The organism is Rugamonas sp. FW305-51 (assembly GCF_058786935.1).
Window position 1 is genome coordinate 109,022 of sequence record NZ_JBYSZG010000011.1, and the last position, 16,750, is coordinate 125,771.

Here is a 16,750-nt window from a genome sequence, read left to right on the forward strand (position 1 = left end):
CGCGCCGTTACGACGCTTCGGGCGCCGTGCGGATTTTGCGGAAGCTGCGCCAGATCGTCACGTCGTAGGCGATCTTCAGCACGCCGCAGGCGACCAGCGGTGCGGCAAGCAGGCCGGCCGCGAGCAGGGCGCCGCCGATGGTGGGCGCGGCGGCCGAGGCCAGGCTCTTGGGCACCAGCGTGAAGCTGGCTGCCGCCGCCCGCTCGCCGGGCGTGACTACCGACATGACGAACGCGCTGCGCGCCGGGACGTCCATCTGCGACAGCAGCGAGCGCACGATCAACAGTCCCAGCGCCATACCGAGGCCGGGTGTGAAGGCCGCCGCGATCAGGCAGATGCTGGCCGGGATATGGGTGTAGACCATGGTGTTGAGCAGCCCGATGCGCTTTGCCAGGCGGGGCGCGGCAAGCTGGGATGCGGCCGAGCAGAGGCCGGACCAGAAGAAGAACTGGCCCGCCGCCGCCACCGACATGTCAAAGCGCTTGAACAGCCACAGGGCGAGCAATGCGTTGACCACCAGGCCGCCGGCGAACGAGTCGACCGAGAACAGCGCGGCCAGCCGGATCACGATGGCGCGCGAGGGACCGAGCGGCGCCGGCGCCTTGCGCACTTCCTCATGCGCCTTGGGCAGGCGGCGGTAGAGCAGCCATACCAGCGCGCCGATCAGGCCATACAGCACGAACATGCAGCGCAGGGCGGCCAGCGGCGACCAGCCGGCCCATGCCGACAGTTGGCCCGGCAGCGCCGCGGCCAGCGCACCGCAGGCCGACAGCAGGGAGCCCAGCAGGCTGTAACGGGCGAACAAGGCCGTGCGGCTGTCGCCGTCGGCCGCCTCGGCGATCCTGGCATGTTCCAGCGGCAGGAACAGGCTCACATCGCCCGAGCTGGGATTGAGCGTGCCGAGGAAGGCGACCAGCAGCAGCGGCCAGAAGGTCGAGCAGGCCGCGAAGGTGAAGCCGGTCGCCGTCATGAGGACGGCCGCCGCCAGCAGCAGGCGGCCGTGATGGAAACGGTGGCCCCAGGCGCCGATGGCCAGCGTGGCCAATGCCGAGCCAAGCAGGGTGGCGGTGGCCAGCAAGCCCACTTGCCATGTGCCCAGCCCGAGCGCGATCAGGTAGGCCGGCAGCAGCACGGCGACATAGCCGTCGGCAAACGCCCGCAGCGCGCGGCCTTGCAGCAGGGGCAGGGCGGAGGCGCTGGCGCCGGCCGGCAGCAGCAGGCGGCCGGGCAGCGTTGTGCCGGCGCGGGGGGCGGACGCCTCGTCGGCATCGTGTATCGACTCGCCTGCCCGGGTGGCGGCCGGCTCGTCGGCCCCGGCCTGGTCTTTTTCGTGCCCGGTCATTTTGCCACGCTCCCGCTGATGTCGCGCAGCCAGTCGAACGCCAGCTGCACGGCCGGCGTGCGCGGCGCCAGCGTGGATTTGGTCAGCCACAGGCCGGGCAGGGCCATGCCCGGCACTTGCGCCAGTGCGCACACGTCACCGCGCCGCAGGGCGCCGTCGGCCACCAGGCGCGACACCATGGCGATACCCAGTTCGTCGCGCGCCGCGTCCAGCTGCAACCGGGCGTCGTCCAGCGTGATGGCGCGCGCCGTCGCCAGTTTATGGTCGGCCAGCCAGGGCGCCCATTGCGGGTAATGCTCGTCGATGATGAGGGGCGCGGCCGCCAGCACGTCGGGAAAGGGCAGCCGGTCCAGCCGCTGTGCCAGCTGCGGGCCGCACACGGCCAGGGCGTGGTCGTCCAGCAGCGGCACGGAGCGCATCTGTTCACTGCTTAAGTCTTCGTTTGAAATAATCAGGTCGACGTCGATGCGGTCGATCTCGCGCAGCTCGTCCTTGGTGATCAGCCACACTTCCAGCGCCGGATGCCGCTCGCGCAGTTGGCGCAGGCGCGGCGTCAGCCAGCCGGCCGCGAAATCGGCGCCGCAGGCCAGCAGCACGGAGTCGGGATTGCGATAGGGCTCGATCCGCTCGCGCCCGTCGCGCAGTGTCTTGAGCGCGTTGCGCACGGTCTGGCTGAACAGCTCTCCGGCCGCCGTCAGTTTCACGCCCCGTCCCAGCCGGCTGAACAGGGCCTGGCCCACCCACTGCTCCAGGTTCTGGATCTGGTGGCTGATGGCGGACTGGGTCAGCGCCAGTTCCAGCGCCGCCTTGGAAAAACTGCCCAGGCGGGCGGTGGCTTCGAAGGCCAGCAGGCTTTGCAGCGGGGGCAGGCGTTTTTTCATAAGGTATGAAAAAAACTAATGAGTTGAACAATATCGTTCATTTTACACGGCAGGGCATCCCTTGCAGAATGGATGTCAGAGAAACACCGCTACACCATCCATTTCAACAATTCATAACAGGAGCATTCATGAGTGCAGAAATCAAGGGCGACGGCGCCATTCGCCGCCAGTCGCTGTACGGCAGCAATCCGGAAAACACCTATGCCGGCGTACTCAGTTTCATGCGCCGCAACTACAGCCGCAATCTCGACGGCGTGGACGTGGCCATCTCCGGCATTCCACTCGACCTGTCGACCACCTTCCGCCCCGGCGCGCGCCTGGGACCGGCCGCCGTGCGTGCCGCCAGCGTGCAGCTGGCCGAGCTGATGCCGTTCCCGTGGGGCTTCGATCCCTTCGAGGACCTGGCCGTGATCGATTACGGCGATTGCTGGTTCGACGCCCACAACCCGCTGACCATCGTGCCGGCCATCGTGGAGCATGCCCGCACGATTCTCGCCAGCGGCGCCAAGATGCTGACCTTCGGCGGCGACCATTTCATCACCTATCCGCTTCTGAAGGCCCATGCGGAAAAGTACGGCAAGCCGCTGTCGCTGATCCATTTCGACGCCCACTGCGACACCTGGGCCGACGACAATCCTGATTCGCTCAACCACGGCACCATGTTCTACAAGGCCGTCAAGGAAGGGCTGGTCGATCCGGCCACGTCGGTGCAGGTGGGCATCCGCACCTGGAACGAGGACTTCATGGGCTTTAACGTGATCGATGCGCCGTGGGTCCACGCCAACGGCACGGCCGCCACCATGGAACGCATCCTGTCCATCGTCGGCCAGCGCCCGGCCTACCTGACGTTCGATATCGACTGTCTCGATCCGGCCTATGCGCCCGGCACGGGTACGCCGGTGCCGGGCGGCCTGACGTCGGCCCAGGCGCTGGCGCTGGTGCGCGCCATGGGGCCGCTCAACCTGGTGGGCATGGACGTGGTGGAAGTGGCGCCGCCGTTCGACCACAGCGAGATCACGGCGCTGGCCGCCGCGCACCTGGCGGCGGACATGCTGTGCGTGCTGCGCAACCAGAAGGTCGCGGCCAAGGGCGCTTGAGCGCGGCGTTATTGCGCAAGCACTGTCAATCTATCTGGGCGAGGGAGGACGGCATGGGGAAGCAAACAAGAGGTGAGCGTGCAGGGCGCTTGGGCCGGCGCGCCGCAGTGGCGGCGCTGTGGGGTGCGCTGGCTGCTGCCGGTGTAGCAGTGCCGGCGCAGGCGCAGGAGGACAAGGTTCTCAACATCTACAACTGGGCCGAGTACATGGCCGACGACACGGTGAAGAACTTCGAGAAGGAAACCGGCATCAAGGTCCGCCTCGACTACTTCGACGGCAACGAGACGTTGCACGCCAAGCTGGTGGCGGGCCGCTCCGGCTACGACATCGTGGTGCCGTCGGCGCTGTGGGCCGGGATGCAGATCCAGGGCGGCCTGCTGCGCAAGCTTGATAAGAGCAAGCTGCCCAACCTGGCCAATATGGATCCGGCGCTGCAGGCGCGCCTGGCCCGGCTCGATCCCGGCAACGAGCACCTGGTGAGCTGGCTGTGGGGTTACACGACGGTCGGCATCAACGTGGACAAGGTGGCGGCGGCGCTGGCCGGCATGCCCATGCCGGACAACCCCTGGGACCTGGTGTTCGATCCCAAGTACATGGCCAGGCTCAAGTCGTGCGGGGTGTCGTTCGTCGATGCGCCGTCCGACGTGATGCCGCCGGCGCTGGCCTACCTGGGCAAGCCGCCATATTCGCGCAACAGCGCCGATTACCAGGACGCGGCCCGCATGCTCAAGCAGGTGCGGCCCTACATTGCGCTATTCAGTTCGGTCGGCTATATCAACGACCTGGCCAACGGCGCCATCTGCGTGGCGCTGGGCTGGTCGGGCGACATCAACATCGCCCGCCAGCGCGCCATCGACGGCAAGACCGGCAACCGGATCGAAGCGCTGGTGCCGCGCCACGGCGCCATGCTGGTGCTCGACACGCTGGCCATCCCGGCCGACGCGCCCCATCCCGGCAATGCGCTGCTGTTCATGAATTTCATCATGCGGCCGGAGGTGCATGCCAGCCAGACCAACAAGGTGTTCTACGCGAACGCCAACCTGGCCAGCATCAAGTACGTGAAGAAGGAAATCGCCGACAACCGCACGGTGTTCCTGCCGCCGGCCGATATGGAACGCATGGCCATGCCGGAGTTGCTCAACAATGATGTACGGCGGGCCATGGTGCGGGCTTACACCAGCTTCAAGAGCGGCTTGTAGGGCCGGCACGCAGGCAGGCGGACGGATGGCGGACGGAGCGCGGCGCGACGACACAAGGCGGGCGGCGGCGGAAGGGCGGCGCAAGTGCGGACGGCGGCCGGCAGCCGTCCGCCGGCGCCGTCCGCGTGGAGCTGGCTTAACCGGCAGCCTTGGCGATCATGGCCAGCGCCACGGCGGCCGACAGCAGCGCGAAGCCCCGTTGCAACGCCGGCCCGGCCATGCGTTCGGCCAGCACCCGTCCGCCCAGCATGCCGGCCGCGGCGCCGGCGGAGAACGGCATGGCGACCGCCCATTGCAGGTGGCCGGCCAGCGCGCTGGCCGTCACGCCGGAAATCGACACGAGGGCGATCACGGCCAGCGAAGTGGCCACCACCGACTGCATGCGCAAGTCCGTGTAGCGCTGCAGGGCCGGCACCATGACGAAGCCGCCGCCCACGCCCAGCAGGCCGGACAGGGCGCCTGCCACCATGCCCGTGAGCGTCAGCGCGCGGGCGCAAGGGGCGGTCCAGACCAGGCGGCCGCGCATCGAGTCGGTGCGGCAGGTGGGCGGCAGCGTGTGATGCTCCGGCGCGGCGGCCGAAGGCAGGGTACGCCGGTAGCCGCGCCACGCCACCAGCAGCAGCACCATGGCGAAGGCCACGCTGAGCGGACGGTTCGGGCTGCGCTGCGCCAGCCACAGGCCGGCCGGGGCGCACACGATGCCGGCGCCGGCCATCAGGGTGGCGGCACGGTAGCGTACCGTGCCCGCCTTCAGTCCCAGCACGGCGCCCAGGGCGGCGGCCAGGCCTACGGCCAGCAGGCCCACGGGACCGGCCTGCGCCATGCTCAGGTGGGCGCCGAACACCAGCGCCGGCACGGCCAGGATGCCGCCGCCGGCGCCCGTCAGCGCCAGGATGATGCCGATGCCCAGGCCGAGCAGCAAGGTGGTCAGCATGCGGCCTCCTTGCGTCGTTGCGGGGCGGCGCCACGTGCGTGCACTGCGGCGCGCGTTGCACTGCTGGCAGTGCGGCGGCCGCAGCCAGGCCGCCGTTGCGGGAAGGGCGCGCTCATTGGTCTGTCAATTCCGGCGTGGCCAGCCATTCGCGGCCCTTGAGCATGCCTTTCCAGTACAGCGGCGGCAGGATGCGTTCCTTGAGCAGCCAGGCCAGGCGCGAGGGGCGGGTGCCGTCGATCAGCCAGCGCGGGAAACTGGGCGCCAGCTTGCCGCCGTAGGTGAATTCGGCCAGCACGATCTTGCCCCGTTCCACCGTCAGCGGACAGGAGCCGTAGCCGTCGTACTGGGCCACGCCGTTGCCCTTGCCCATCGCCGTCAGCACGTTGTGCGCCACCACGGGCGCCTGTTTGCGGGCGGCGGCGGCCGTCTTGGCGTTGGTCGTGTTGCAGGCGTCGCCCAGGCCGTAGACGTTGGGGTAGCGCTTGTGGCGCAGCGAACCCGGGTCCACTTCGACCCAGCCGGCGGCGTCGGCCAGGGGGCTGACGCGCACGAAGTCCGGCGCGGTCTGGGGCGGTACGGCGTGCAGCAGGTCGAACTCGCGCGTGACCAGTTCCTTGCTGCCGTCGGCCCGCGCGCGCGTGAAGGTGGCGCGCCGCGCCGGGCCGTCGACGGCCGTCAGCGTTTCGCCCAGGCGCAGGTTGATGTCGTACTGGTGCACGTATTCCATCAGGGCCGGCACGTAGTCGGCCACGCCGAACAGGGCCGCGCCGGCGCTGCAGAAGTCGATATTGATGTTGTCGAGCCGGCCCTGCCGGCGCCAGTAGTCGGCCGCCAGGTACATGGCTTTTTGCGGCGCGCCGGCGCATTTGATGGGCATGGGCGGCTGGGTGAACAGGGCACGTCCGCCGCGCAGCAGCTGGATCTGCTGCCAGGTGTAGGGCGCCAGGTGGTACAGGTAGTTGGAGCTCACGCCGTTGCGGCCCAGCGTCTCGGCCAGGCCGTCCACGCCTTGCCAGTTCAGTTTCAGGCCGGGGCACACCACCAGCTGCTGGTAGCGCACCACGCGGCAGCCGTCCAGGATCACGGCGTTGCGCTCCGGCTCGAACGCGGCCACGGCGGCCTTGATCCAGTGTACGCCGCGGGGAATGGTGGCGGCCATGGTGCGGGCCGTGGAGGCGGCGTCGAACACGCCAGCGCCCACCAGGGTCCAGCCGGGCTGGTAGTAGTGGACGTCGGCCGGGTCGATGATGGCCACGTCCAGCTCCGGCGCGCGGGCCAGCAGGCTGGCGGCGGTGGCGATGCCGGCCGCGCCGCCGCCGATGATGACCACCGTGTGTTCGGCCTCGGCCACCTCGACCGGGGTGCGGCCATGGTTGGCGATGCGGCGCACCACGCCTTTCAGGTCGTAGCCGGCGGCGGCGGCGGCGGCCAGCAGCTGGGGCAGGGGCTGAGCGCCCGACTGCGCCAGGGCCCACATGGTGGTCGAGCGCATGCCCGTGCGGCAGTAGGCCAGCACCGGCTTGGGTACGCTGGCCAGCAGCTGGCCGAAGACGATGCCTTGCTCATCGGTGACCTTGCCCGATTCGGCCGGCAGGTAATGGGCTTCCAGGCCGTGTTCGCGCGCCGCCTGGGCGATCTGGGCGAACACGGGCTGGTCGCCGGCCTCGCCGTCGGGGCGGTTGCAGATGATGGTGCGGTAGCCGTCCCGCGCCAGCCGCGCCAGGTCGGCGGGCTGGATCTGGGGCGCGACGGCCAGGCCTGGCGCCAGCTTTTGTATGGTCATGTGGTGGTCTCCGTGCCGGTCGTGGCGTTTTAATTAGAGTGCGTTGAGGGGGATCTTCAGGTAGCGCATGCCGTTATCTTCCGGCTCGGGGAAGTGGCCGGCGCGCATGTTGACCTGCACCGACGGCAGCAGCAGGGCCGGCATGTCCAGGGTGGCGTCGCGGGCGCTGCGCATGGCCACGAATTCCTCCTCGCTGATGCCGTTGCGTACGTGGATGTTCAGTTCGCGCTGGTCGGCCACGGTGCTGATGAACAGCACTTCACGTCCGCCCGGCTTGTAGTCGTGGCACATGTAGAGCAGGGTGTCGGCCGGCATGCTCAGGACGCGGTTGATGGAGCGGTACAGGGTGCGCGCGTCGCCGCCGGGGAAGTCGCAGCGCGCCGTGCCGTAGTCGGGCATGAACAGGGTGTCGCCGACGAAGGCGCCGGTCTGGCGGCCGTCCGTGACGACGTAGGTCATGCAGGCCGGCGTGTGGCCGGGCGTGTGCATGGCGCGGCATTGCAGGCCGCCCACCTCGAACGTGTCGCCGTCGGCGAACAGGTGGTCGAACTGGCTGCCGTCGCGGCGCAGGTCGGCGCCGGCGTTGAACAGTTTGCCGAACACTTGCTGCACCGTCGTCACCAGCTTGCCGATGCCGATCTGGCCGCCCAGCTGCTGCTGCAGGTAGGGGGCGGCCGACAGGTGGTCGGCATGCACGTGGGTCTCCAGTATCCATTGCACGCTGGCGCCCAGTTCGCGCACGCGTTCGATCAGGCGGTCGGCCGAATGGGTGGAGGTGCGGCCGGCCTTGTGGTCGTAATCGAGCACGCTGTCGACCAGCGCGCATTGCTTGCTGGCGCTGTCGAGCAGCAGATAGCTGACGGTCGAGGTGGCGGGGTCGAAAAAGCCTTCGACTTGCAGCTGGGCGGTGGTGGTCATGGCCGGTCTCCTTATGGATGTGATGGCGTACATTCCGCAATTTGCGTGCCAGGGGTTTATTCAGGACAATTGCTTCCCATAAGTCATTGATTTGAATCAAGGAAATTCGAGGTGCCGGGCAGGCGCCATCGGCCAGCGTAGCGGCCGCCTGAAGCGGGTTGGCAGCGCGGCGGCAATATTTGGCAGTATTTGGCAGTAATGTGGCAGTTTGATGGTGGTTTTATGGCAGTGCCGCCCCATCTGTGGCACAGTAGCGATATCGTCCGGAGCCGCCATGCACCCCACCATCCCGATCGCCGTTGAAAACACGCCCACCGCGCCCCAGGTCCAGGCCCTGGTGTCGTTCCTGCAGCACGAGTCGCAGCCCATGATCGTGCTCGATCCGGACTACAACATCCTGGCCGCCAACATCGCCTACCAGCGCCAGTTCGGCAGCGTGGACGCGCCCTACCTGGGCCAGAAGTGCTACCGCATCTCGCACCATTACGATGTGCCGTGCGACCAGGCCGGCGAGCATTGCCCCATGCGCCAGGCGCGCCTGTCGCGCGGGCCGGACCGGGTGCTGCACATCCACCATACGCCGCGCGGCCCCGAACATGTGGAAGTGGAGCTGCGGCCCATCCTCGACGCGCAGGGCGAGATCGCGGCCTATGTCGAGCGCCTGACGCTGGTGCGCAGTGCCTCGGCCCGGCCCAGCGGCGCCGGGCTGGTGGGGCGTTCGGCCGCCTTCAACCAGGCGCTGGCCGCGCTGCAGCGGGTGGCGCCGTCCATGCTGCCGGTGCTGCTGCTGGGCGAATCGGGCACCGGCAAGGAATTGTTCGCACGCGCCGTGCACGAGGCCAGCGGCCGGGCCGGCGGGCCGTTCGTGGTGGTCGATTGCTCGGGCTTGACGGAGACGCTGTTCGAGAGCGAATTGTTCGGCCACGAGAAGGGCGCCTTCACGGGCGCCACGGCGCGCAAGCAGGGACTGGTGGAGACGGCCCAGGGCGGCACCCTGTTCCTTGACGAGATAGGCGACGTGCCGCTGGCCATGCAGGTCAAGCTGCTGCGGCTGATCGAGTCGGGCACCTACCGGCGGGTGGGGGGCATCGACACCCAGCATGCCAATTTCCGGCTGGTGGCGGCCACCCACAAGCCGCTGCGCCAGATGATGGCGCAGGGGCAGTTCCGGCCCGACCTGTACTACCGCATCAGTGCCTTCCCGATCCGGCTGCCAGCGCTGCGCGAGCGGCGCGACGACATTCCGCTGCTGGTGCATTCCTTCCTGCAGCGGGCCGTGCCTGGGCAGCCGCGGCTGGCCATCGAGCCGGCCGCGCTGGAAGCGCTGCAACGGCACGACTGGCCCGGCAATATCCGAGAGTTGCGCAATGTATTGGAACGGGCGCGCCTGTTCGCGGACGACGGCATGATACGGGTGGCCCACCTGCCACACTGGGATGAGCCGGCGCCCGGCGTGCCGGTGATGGTGTCGGGATGGTCTGCGTTGCCAACGCCGGGGGCGCCTTGCGCCGCAGGCGTGGAAGCGGCGGGTGCGGGTACGACTTCGATGGCTGGCGCGGGCGCGGGAGCGGCGGGTGCTGGCGCGGGCGTAGCCGCAGGCACGGTCGCAGGCACAGTCGCAGGCGCGCCAGCACCGGATGACGGCGCGGCGGACTTTGCCCGCACCGTGGCGGCTTTCCGCGGCACCCGCAGCGAGCTGGCCTCTCACCTGGGCATGAGCGAGCGCACCCTGTACCGGCGTCTGAAAGCACAGGGGCTGGCCTGAGAGGCTAAGCCATGCCCAGGCCAGCCCCCGCCGGCGTTACGCGTTAAAGCGGCTTACCAGATGGCCTTGGCGGCGCTGTCCTTGATCTGCATCTTCCATGCGCCTTCGATCAGGGTCACGACCGGGGCCGGCATCGGAATGTAATCGAGTTCGGTGGCCATGCCGGCGCCGTTCTTGTAGGCCCAGTCGATGAACTTCAGCACTTCCTTGCCCTTGGCGGCGTCGGCCTGGGTCTTGTGCATCAGCACGAAGGTGGCGCCCGTGATCGGCCAGGCGGCCTTGCCCGGCTGGTCGGTCACGACCACGGCGAAGCCTGGGGTCTTGGCCCAGTCGGCGCCCGAGGCGGCGGCCTTGAAGCTGTCGTCGGTCGGCTGCACGAACTGGCCATCCTTGTTCTTGAGCTGGGTGTAGCCCATCTTGTTCTTCTTGGCGTAGGCGAATTCCACGTAGCCGATCGAACCCTTGATGCGCTGCACGTTGGCGGCCACGCCTTCGTTGCCCTTGCCGCCCACGCCCACCGGCCACTTGACGGCCGTGCCGGCGCCCACGGTGGACTTGAATTCAGCGTCGACCTTGGACAGGTAGTCGGTGAACAGGAAGGAGGTGCCCGAACCGTCGGCGCGGTGCACCACGGTGATGTCTTCGGCCGGCAGCTTGACGCCCGCGTTCAGGGCCGCGATCTGGCTGTCGTTCCACTTGGTGATCTTGCCCAGGTAGATATTGGCCAGCACCTGGCCGTTCAGTTTCAGCTGGCCCGGGGCCACGCCATCGAGATTGACCACGGCCACCACGCCGCCCATGATGACGGGGAACTGGATCAGGCCTTCCTTGTCCAGTTCTTCCGCCGACAGCGGCATGTCGGAGGCGCCGAAGTCCACGGTCTTGGCCTTGATCTGCTTGATGCCGGCGCCCGAACCGATGGACTGGTAGTTCAGGCCATTGCCGCTGATTTGCTTGTAGGCTTCGGCCCACTTGGCGGCGATCGGATAGGCGAAGGTGGAACCGGCGCCGGTCATGTCGGCGGCCGAGGCGGAGGACAGGGCAACGGTCGCGCCGATGATGGCGGTCATGGTCTTCAGTACGGTGTTGATGCGCATTTTAAGTCCTCTACGGAACGGGGTGGAAAGCGCCGAATTCTAGGCATTGATTGTGACAATGGCATGACATTGCGCCCGCCGTTGCTGGGCGCAGCGAAAAAAGACGCCGATTGCGGGCCGGCCGCGGCCGCGCCCTGAAAATTAAGTGGGAGTTAAGCTGGGCTGGGCATAATGACGCCGCCGTGGTATGGCTGCAGTTTGCCGGCGGCACAAGAAGCTCACAAGGCCAAACGCGCTCTGGTGCGTATCGGACGTAATCCAAAACTAAGCAAAACGAAGATGACCACCCCCATGAAAAATATCCTGATGTGCGCCGCTGCCGCCGCGCTGCTCGGCGCCTGCGCCACCACCCCGCCACCGGCCGCGCCGGCCGCTCCCGTCGCCGCGCCGCAGCCGGCAGCGGCCAAGCCGGTCGCCGCCGTCGTCGCCCCGGCGCCCGTGCTGCCACCGTACAAGGACCCGAGCAACATCCTGTACAAGGAACGCAGCGTGTTCTTCGACTTCGACAACTACACCGTCAAGCCCGTGTACGACACGGCCCTGACGGCCCACGGCAAGTTCCTGTCCACCGCCGCCGGCATCAAGGTGCGAGTGGAAGGCAATTCCGACGAGCGCGGCAGCAGCGAATACAACCTGGCCCTGGGCCAGAAGCGTGCCGAAGCCGTCAAGAAGGTCCTGATCGTGCAGGGCGCCAAGGAAGCCCAGGTCGAGGCGGTCAGCTTCGGCAAGGAAAAGCCCAAGGCCGACGGCCACAACGAAGCGGCCTGGTCGCAGAACCGCCGCGCCGACATCGTGTATCCTTGATGTCGCTGCCGCGCGCAGGCCGCCAGGCGGCGCGCGCGGTGTGCGGGGCCGTGCCGGCGACTGCCTGACACGGCCCCATCACAGACCGCCGGGTTCCCGCCCCCAGCCGCGTCCGCGCGCCGGGAACGGCGCAGGACCCGGCCTTTTTTTTTGAAGGAGCCCGGCCGGCCATGCACGTGCTGTTGATAGAGGACGACGCCCTGATCGGCGACAGCGTGCGCCAGGCGCTGGCCAGCGAAGACATCCTGGTCGAATGGCGGCGCGACGGCGCCGGCGCCGAGGCGCTGCTCGACGGCGGCGGCTACGACGCCGTCCTGCTCGACCTGTCGCTGCCCAGCCGCGACGGCCTGGACGTGCTCAAGGCCTTGCGCGCGGCCCGCCACGACGTGCCGGTGCTGATCCTGACGGCGCGCGACACCATCGCCGACCGGGTGCAGGGCCTGAACGCGGGCGCCGACGACTACCTGGTCAAACCGTTCGATTGCGACGAATTGCTGGCGCGCGTGCGCGCCCTGGTGCGGCGCGCACGCGGGCGCCAGCAGCTGGCCTACCAGCACAACAGCCTGGCGCTGGACACGGACGCGCGCCAGGCCACGGTGGACGGCCAGCCGGTGGCGCTGTCGGCCAAGGAATGGGCCATCGTCGACCTCCTGGTGTCGCGCCCCGGCATGATCTACTCGCGCGCCAAGATCGAGCTGGCGCTGTACGGCAGCGTGGCCGACGTCGACAGCAACGTGGTCGAAGTGCACATCCACAGCCTGCGCCGCAAGCTGGGGCCGGACGCCATCATCAACGTGCGCGGCCTGGGCTACATGGTGCCCAAAAGCTCATGAACGGCATCCGCAGCCGCCTGCTGCTGTTGCTGGGCGTGCTGATCGTGGCCGTCAGCGGCATCCAGTTCGCCGCCACCTTCAGCGCCTCGCTGGCCCAGACCAACCGCCTGTTCGACGCCCAGCTGCAGCGCATCGCCAGCACCCTGGGCCAGATGCAGGGCCAGGTGCCGGAAGCGTACCGCGAATATCCGCTCGAGTACGACCTGGTGATCCAGCGCTGGCGCCACGATGAAATGACGGTCTACCAGCAGCGCGAACACCGCGAGCTGCCGCGCCGCGCCGCGCTCGGTTATTCCACCGTCACCATGGCCAACGGCGAGTGGCGGATCTACGCGGCCGCCTTCGACGGCGGCCTGGTGCAGGTGGCGCAGAAGATGTCGGCCCGCCGCCAGGAGGCCATCGCGCTGGCGCTCAACACGCTGTGGCCCATCCTGCTGATGGCGGTGGTGCTGCTGGGCGCCATGTGGTGGATCGTGTCGGTGGCGCTGCGCCCGCTGGCGGCCGTGCAGCGCCAGATCGCCCAGCGCGACGCCCAGGCGCTGGAGCAGGTGGACTGCTCGCAGGCGCCGCGCGAAATCATGCCCCTGATCGACGCCATCAACGAATTGTTGCGCAAGGTGCGCGACGCCATCGCCTCGCAGCGCCAGTTCGTGGCCGACGCGGCCCACGAGCTGCGTTCGCCGCTGACGGTGCTGCAGGTGCAGATCCAGATGCTGGGCCGCAGCCAGCCGGAGGCGGCCCGCAAGGCCTCGCTGGCGGCGCTGGCCGGGGCCATCGCCCGCAGCAGCCGCATGGTCGAGCAGCTGCTGGGGCTGGCCCGCCAGGACGCGCTGAGCCAGGCCAGTGCCGGCGACGCCAGCGTCGACCTGGTGCAGTACGCCAGCGCCGCCATCGCCGAGGTGGCCCCGTTCGCCAGCGGCAAGGGGGTCGAGCTGAGCTTCCTGGACGCCTCGCCCGTGGCCGTGCAGGCCGACGCCGACAGCCTGATGATATTGCTGCGCAACCTGCTCGACAACGCCGTGCGCTACACGCCGCCCCATGGCGCCGTCACCATCGGCGTCGAGCGGCGCGGCACGCAGGGCGTGCTGACCATCGCCGATTCCGGCCCCGGCATCCCCGAGGCGGACCTGGCGCGCGTGACGGACCGCTTCTACCGGGTGCCCGGCAGCAGCGAAAATGGCAGCGGCCTGGGCCTGGCCATCGTGCAGGCCGTGGTGCTTCACCTGGGCGCCGAGCTGCAATTGCGCAATTCCGCGCACGGCGGGCTGGTGGTCAAAGTGCTGTTTCGTCCCGCCCCGCCATGAACGGCCCGCCGCGCTGGCGCGATGGCTTGCTGGCGCGCCTGCGGCCGCTGGCCGCGCAGCGCACCCTGGCCGTGGCCGGCGCCATCGGCGTGCTGGGCGCGCTGGCCACCATCGGTTTCCGGGCCACGATCCTGCTGGTTGAACGGCTGGCCTACGGCGACCGCAGCGGCAGCCTGGTGCACATCGCGGCCGGCCTGCCGGGCTGGCAGCGGCTGCTGGCGCCGGCCGTGGGCGGGGTATTGGCCGGCTTGCTGCTGGCCTGGGCCCGGCGCCAGCCGGAGCAGGACAAGGGCGGCGACTACATGGAAGCGGTGGCGCTGGGCAGCGGCGACCTGGGCGCGCGCGCCTCGCTGCTGCGGGCCCTGTCGTCGGCGGCCACCGTGGCCGGCGGCGGCGCCATCGGGCGCGAAGGGCCGATGGTACAACTGGCCGCCCTGTGCGGGGCCCTGATCGGGCGCTGGCGCAACGTGCCCGTGCCGCGCCGGCGCCTGTATGTGGCCTGTGGCGCCGCGGCCGGCATCGCCACCGCCTACAACGCGCCCATCGCAGGCGCCATGTTCGTGGCCGAAATCGTGCTGCGCTCGCTGGCCATCGAAAGCCTGGGGCCGCTGATCGTGGCGGCCGTGGCGGCCAACGTGGTGGTCAGCACGGTGACCGATTTCGCGCCCGTCTACCACATGCCGGTCCTGCTGCTGGGCCACGGGGCCGACACGCTGGCGCTGGCCGCGGTGGGCGTGCTGGCCGGCCTGCTGGCGCCGCCCTATCTGGCCCTGCTCGATTACGCGCGCCGCCTGTTCGCGCGCTGGCACAGCCCCCTGTGGTGCAAGCTGGGCGCGGGCGGCCTGCTGGTGGGGCTGCTGTCGCTGGCCCAGCCGGCCGTGTGGGGCAACGGCTACAGCGTCGTCAACGCCATCCTGCAGGGCGGCTGGGCGTGGCAGGCCTTGCTGGCCGTGCTGGCGTTCAAGCTGCTGGCGGTGGCCGCCACCACGGGCTCGGGCGCCGTGGGCGGCATTTTCACGCCCACCCTGTTCACGGGGGCTGTGCTGGGCGCGCTGTGTGGCGGCGCGCTGCATGCCTTGTGGCCCGGCCTGATACCGGTGCCGGCCGCCGTGGCGGTGGGCATGGGCGCCTTCCTGGCCGCCTGCACCCACGCGCCCCTGATGTCGGTGTTGATGCTGTTTGAAATGACGGAAAGCTACAGCGTGGTGGTGCCGTTGATGGCGGCCTGCGTGCTGGCCTACACCATCTCGCGCGTGCTGCATGCGCGTTCCATCTACGCCGCCCCGGGCCGGGCCGGGCACGCGCCCATGCTGGCCATGGCGGCCGACCTGCTGTGCGTCGATCCGCCCGTGATCGGGCTGGGGACCAGCGTGGGCGAGCTGGCGGCCCTGTTCCAGCGCCGCCGCTGGCAACACGTATATGTGGTGGACGGTGAAGGCGTGTTCGCGGGCGCCGTTTCGCTGCACGACTTCGCCCCGCTGCTGCAGGCCGGGGCCGACCTGGCCACACCCTGGCCGTCGTCGCTGCTGCGCATCGATTACCCGCGGGTGCGCGATACGGCGCCCGCCTGGCAGGTCATGGAGACGTTTGCCACCCATCCGGGCGAGCGCCTGCCGGTGCTGGACGGGGCCGGCCATCTGCTGGGCTACCTCACCAAGACCGATCTGGTGTTGCTGTTCCGCGACCCGGTGGCGGGTGGTTGAGCTGTCATTTTGTCCACGACAAATTGGCTGTTAAAAAATATTTTTAAAAAACTAAAAAATATATGTCGATTTGAAGCGTGTTCGCTCGTCGTGGAGGTAGAGTACGAATTTTCCGGCATGGTATCCGGATCGTTCTGCTCCCCCAACTGACTATCAAGGAGAACACCATGACTGCACCAGTACGAGCCATTCCCGAAGGAATGCATACGATCACCCCCCATCTGTTCTGCGAAGGCGCCGCCGAAGCCATCGAGTTCTACAAGAAAGCCTTCAACGCCGTGGAGCTGAGCCGGCTGCCCGGCCCCGACGGCAAGATCATGCACGCCCAGCTGCGCATCGGCGACTCGGCCCTGATGCTGTGCGACGCCGTGCCCCAATGTGGCGGCTTCGGTGCGCTGGCGCTGAAAGGCTCGCCCGTCACCATCCACCTGTATGTGCCCGACGTCGATGCCATTTACGCCCAGGCCGTGAAGGCGGGCGCCACGGCCAGGATGCCGGTCGAGGACATGTTCTGGGGCGACCGCTACGGCATGCTGGTCGACCCGTTCGGCCATCACTGGTCCGTTGCCACCCATAAGCGCGATCTGACGCCGGAGCAGATCAAAGAGGGCATGGCCAAACTGCCCCCACGTGCGGCCTAAGCGGAGGAAACTGACATGCGATTCATGATTATCGTCAAAGCGACAGCCGATTCGGAAGCGGGCAAGATGCCCAGCCAGGAACTGCTGACCGCCATGGGCAAGTACAACGAACAGCTGATCAACGCCGGCGTGCTGCTGGCCGGCGAAGGTCTGCACCCCAGCTCGCGCGGCGCGCGCGTAAAGTTCGAAGGCGACAAGCGTACCGTGGTCGATGGCCCGTTCGCGGAAACCAAGGAACTGATCGCCGGTTTCTGGCTGATCCAGGTCAAGTCCAGGGAAGAGGCGATCGAATGGGTGCGGCGCTGTCCCAACCCCTTCGAGTGCGATTCCGAGATCGAAATCCGCCAGGTATTCGAAATGGAAGATTTCGGCGACGCGGCCACGCCTGAACTGTGCGCGCAGGAAGAACGCATGCGCGCCCAGCTGGCGCAGGCGTGACGACGGAGGAG

The 16,750-nt window shown here is 68.6% G+C and carries 15 protein-coding genes; 9 read left to right on the forward strand and 6 right to left on the reverse strand.

Annotated features, from left to right (window positions below; translation table 11 throughout):
• Positions 1-7 precede the first annotated feature (7 nt).
• Both AC3WOS_RS10480 and AC3WOS_RS10485 read right to left on the reverse strand, forming a co-directional pair.
• Positions 8-1,342, reverse strand: coding sequence for an MFS transporter (locus tag AC3WOS_RS10480; protein ID WP_492715872.1), 1,335 nt, complete (start codon positions 1,340-1,342; stop codon positions 8-10).
• Positions 1,339-2,223, reverse strand: coding sequence for a LysR substrate-binding domain-containing protein (locus tag AC3WOS_RS10485; protein ID WP_492715873.1), 885 nt, complete (start codon positions 2,221-2,223; stop codon positions 1,339-1,341). The genes AC3WOS_RS10480 and AC3WOS_RS10485 overlap by 4 nt, the downstream gene beginning before the upstream one ends.
• 128 nt (positions 2,224-2,351) lie before the next feature.
• Between AC3WOS_RS10485 and speB the strand changes: the two genes are divergently transcribed.
• Together speB and AC3WOS_RS10495 are read left to right on the forward strand one after the other, a co-directional pair.
• Positions 2,352-3,320 carry an agmatinase gene (gene speB, locus AC3WOS_RS10490; RefSeq protein ID WP_492715874.1) on the forward strand — a complete coding sequence of 323 codons (969 nt, stop codon included), beginning with the start codon at positions 2,352-2,354 and terminating at the stop codon, positions 3,318-3,320.
• Positions 3,321-3,373: 53 nt separating this feature from the next.
• Complete coding sequence (locus AC3WOS_RS10495; RefSeq protein WP_492715875.1) at positions 3,374-4,519, forward strand: polyamine ABC transporter substrate-binding protein; 1,146 nt, start codon at positions 3,374-3,376, stop codon at positions 4,517-4,519.
• A 136-nt stretch (positions 4,520-4,655) separates the two neighbouring features.
• Here the strand turns inward: AC3WOS_RS10495 and AC3WOS_RS10500 are convergent, their stop codons facing one another.
• From AC3WOS_RS10500 to AC3WOS_RS10510, 3 genes are all read right to left on the reverse strand, one after another.
• Positions 4,656-5,453, reverse strand: coding sequence for a sulfite exporter TauE/SafE family protein (locus tag AC3WOS_RS10500; RefSeq protein ID WP_492715876.1), 798 nt, complete (start codon positions 5,451-5,453; stop codon positions 4,656-4,658).
• Between the two features lie 112 nt (positions 5,454-5,565).
• Positions 5,566-7,236, reverse strand: a complete 1,671-nt coding sequence (locus AC3WOS_RS10505) for a bifunctional protein tyrosine phosphatase family protein/NAD(P)/FAD-dependent oxidoreductase (protein WP_492715877.1) — start codon at positions 7,234-7,236, stop codon at positions 5,566-5,568.
• A 33-nt stretch (positions 7,237-7,269) separates the two neighbouring features.
• Positions 7,270-8,154, reverse strand: coding sequence for an MBL fold metallo-hydrolase (locus AC3WOS_RS10510; RefSeq protein ID WP_492715878.1), 885 nt, complete (start codon positions 8,152-8,154; stop codon positions 7,270-7,272).
• Between the two features lie 211 nt (positions 8,155-8,365).
• Between AC3WOS_RS10510 and AC3WOS_RS10515 the strand changes: the two genes are divergently transcribed.
• Positions 8,366-9,919: a sigma-54 interaction domain-containing protein gene (locus AC3WOS_RS10515; protein WP_492715879.1), complete on the forward strand. Its 1,554-nt coding sequence runs from the start codon at positions 8,366-8,368 to the stop codon at positions 9,917-9,919.
• 53 nt (positions 9,920-9,972) lie between these two features.
• Here AC3WOS_RS10515 and pstS read toward each other — a convergent pair whose 3' ends face one another.
• On the reverse strand, positions 9,973-11,016 hold the full coding sequence (pstS, locus tag AC3WOS_RS10520) for a phosphate ABC transporter substrate-binding protein PstS (RefSeq protein ID WP_492715880.1): 1,044 nt from the start codon (positions 11,014-11,016) through the stop codon (positions 9,973-9,975).
• A 279-nt stretch (positions 11,017-11,295) separates the two neighbouring features.
• Here pstS and pal point away from each other — a divergent pair, with 279 nt between their 5' ends.
• The 6 genes from pal to AC3WOS_RS10550 all read left to right on the forward strand — a co-directional run bounded on the left by pal (position 11,296) and on the right by AC3WOS_RS10550 (position 16,739).
• Positions 11,296-11,820 carry a peptidoglycan-associated lipoprotein Pal gene (pal, locus tag AC3WOS_RS10525; protein WP_492715881.1) on the forward strand — a complete coding sequence of 175 codons (525 nt, stop codon included), beginning with the start codon at positions 11,296-11,298 and terminating at the stop codon, positions 11,818-11,820.
• Between the two features lie 170 nt (positions 11,821-11,990).
• Positions 11,991-12,653, forward strand: coding sequence for a response regulator (locus AC3WOS_RS10530; protein WP_492715882.1), 663 nt, complete (start codon positions 11,991-11,993; stop codon positions 12,651-12,653).
• Positions 12,650-13,957, forward strand: a complete 1,308-nt coding sequence (locus AC3WOS_RS10535) for an ATP-binding protein (RefSeq protein WP_492715883.1) — start codon at positions 12,650-12,652, stop codon at positions 13,955-13,957. The genes AC3WOS_RS10530 and AC3WOS_RS10535 overlap by 4 nt, the downstream gene beginning before the upstream one ends.
• Positions 13,954-15,660, forward strand: a complete 1,707-nt coding sequence (locus tag AC3WOS_RS10540) for a ClcB-like voltage-gated chloride channel protein (RefSeq protein WP_492715884.1) — start codon at positions 13,954-13,956, stop codon at positions 15,658-15,660. The genes AC3WOS_RS10535 and AC3WOS_RS10540 overlap by 4 nt, the downstream gene beginning before the upstream one ends.
• Positions 15,661-15,827: 167 nt before the next feature.
• Complete coding sequence (locus AC3WOS_RS10545) at positions 15,828-16,301, forward strand: VOC family protein (protein ID WP_492715885.1); 474 nt, start codon at positions 15,828-15,830, stop codon at positions 16,299-16,301.
• A gap of 15 nt (positions 16,302-16,316) precedes the next feature.
• Positions 16,317-16,739, forward strand: a complete 423-nt coding sequence (locus tag AC3WOS_RS10550) for a YciI family protein (RefSeq protein ID WP_492715886.1) — start codon at positions 16,317-16,319, stop codon at positions 16,737-16,739.
• The last annotated feature ends 11 nt before the right edge of the window (positions 16,740-16,750 follow it).

Bases quoted from the DNA above. Each gene is read 5' to 3' on its own strand.
- AC3WOS_RS10480 (WP_492715872.1), bottom strand. From the start codon at position 1,342: ATGACCGGGCACGAAAAAGACCAGGCCGGGGCCGACGAGCCGGCCGCC.
- AC3WOS_RS10485 (WP_492715873.1), bottom strand. From the start codon at position 2,223: ATGAAAAAACGCCTGCCCCCGCTGCAAAGCCTGCTGGCCTTCGAAGCC.
- speB (WP_492715874.1), top strand. From the start codon at position 2,352: ATGAGTGCAGAAATCAAGGGCGACGGCGCCATTCGCCGCCAGTCGCTG.
- AC3WOS_RS10495 (WP_492715875.1), top strand. From the start codon at position 3,374: ATGGGGAAGCAAACAAGAGGTGAGCGTGCAGGGCGCTTGGGCCGGCGC.
- AC3WOS_RS10500 (WP_492715876.1), bottom strand. From the start codon at position 5,453: ATGCTGACCACCTTGCTGCTCGGCCTGGGCATCGGCATCATCCTGGCG.
- AC3WOS_RS10505 (WP_492715877.1), bottom strand. From the start codon at position 7,236: ATGACCATACAAAAGCTGGCGCCAGGCCTGGCCGTCGCGCCCCAGATC.
- AC3WOS_RS10510 (WP_492715878.1), bottom strand. From the start codon at position 8,154: ATGACCACCACCGCCCAGCTGCAAGTCGAAGGCTTTTTCGACCCCGCC.
- AC3WOS_RS10515 (WP_492715879.1), top strand. From the start codon at position 8,366: ATGGTGGTTTTATGGCAGTGCCGCCCCATCTGTGGCACAGTAGCGATA.
- pstS (WP_492715880.1), bottom strand. From the start codon at position 11,016: ATGCGCATCAACACCGTACTGAAGACCATGACCGCCATCATCGGCGCG.
- pal (WP_492715881.1), top strand. From the start codon at position 11,296: ATGACCACCCCCATGAAAAATATCCTGATGTGCGCCGCTGCCGCCGCG.
- AC3WOS_RS10530 (WP_492715882.1), top strand. From the start codon at position 11,991: ATGCACGTGCTGTTGATAGAGGACGACGCCCTGATCGGCGACAGCGTG.
- AC3WOS_RS10535 (WP_492715883.1), top strand. From the start codon at position 12,650: ATGAACGGCATCCGCAGCCGCCTGCTGCTGTTGCTGGGCGTGCTGATC.
- AC3WOS_RS10540 (WP_492715884.1), top strand. From the start codon at position 13,954: ATGAACGGCCCGCCGCGCTGGCGCGATGGCTTGCTGGCGCGCCTGCGG.
- AC3WOS_RS10545 (WP_492715885.1), top strand. From the start codon at position 15,828: ATGACTGCACCAGTACGAGCCATTCCCGAAGGAATGCATACGATCACC.
- AC3WOS_RS10550 (WP_492715886.1), top strand. From the start codon at position 16,317: ATGCGATTCATGATTATCGTCAAAGCGACAGCCGATTCGGAAGCGGGC.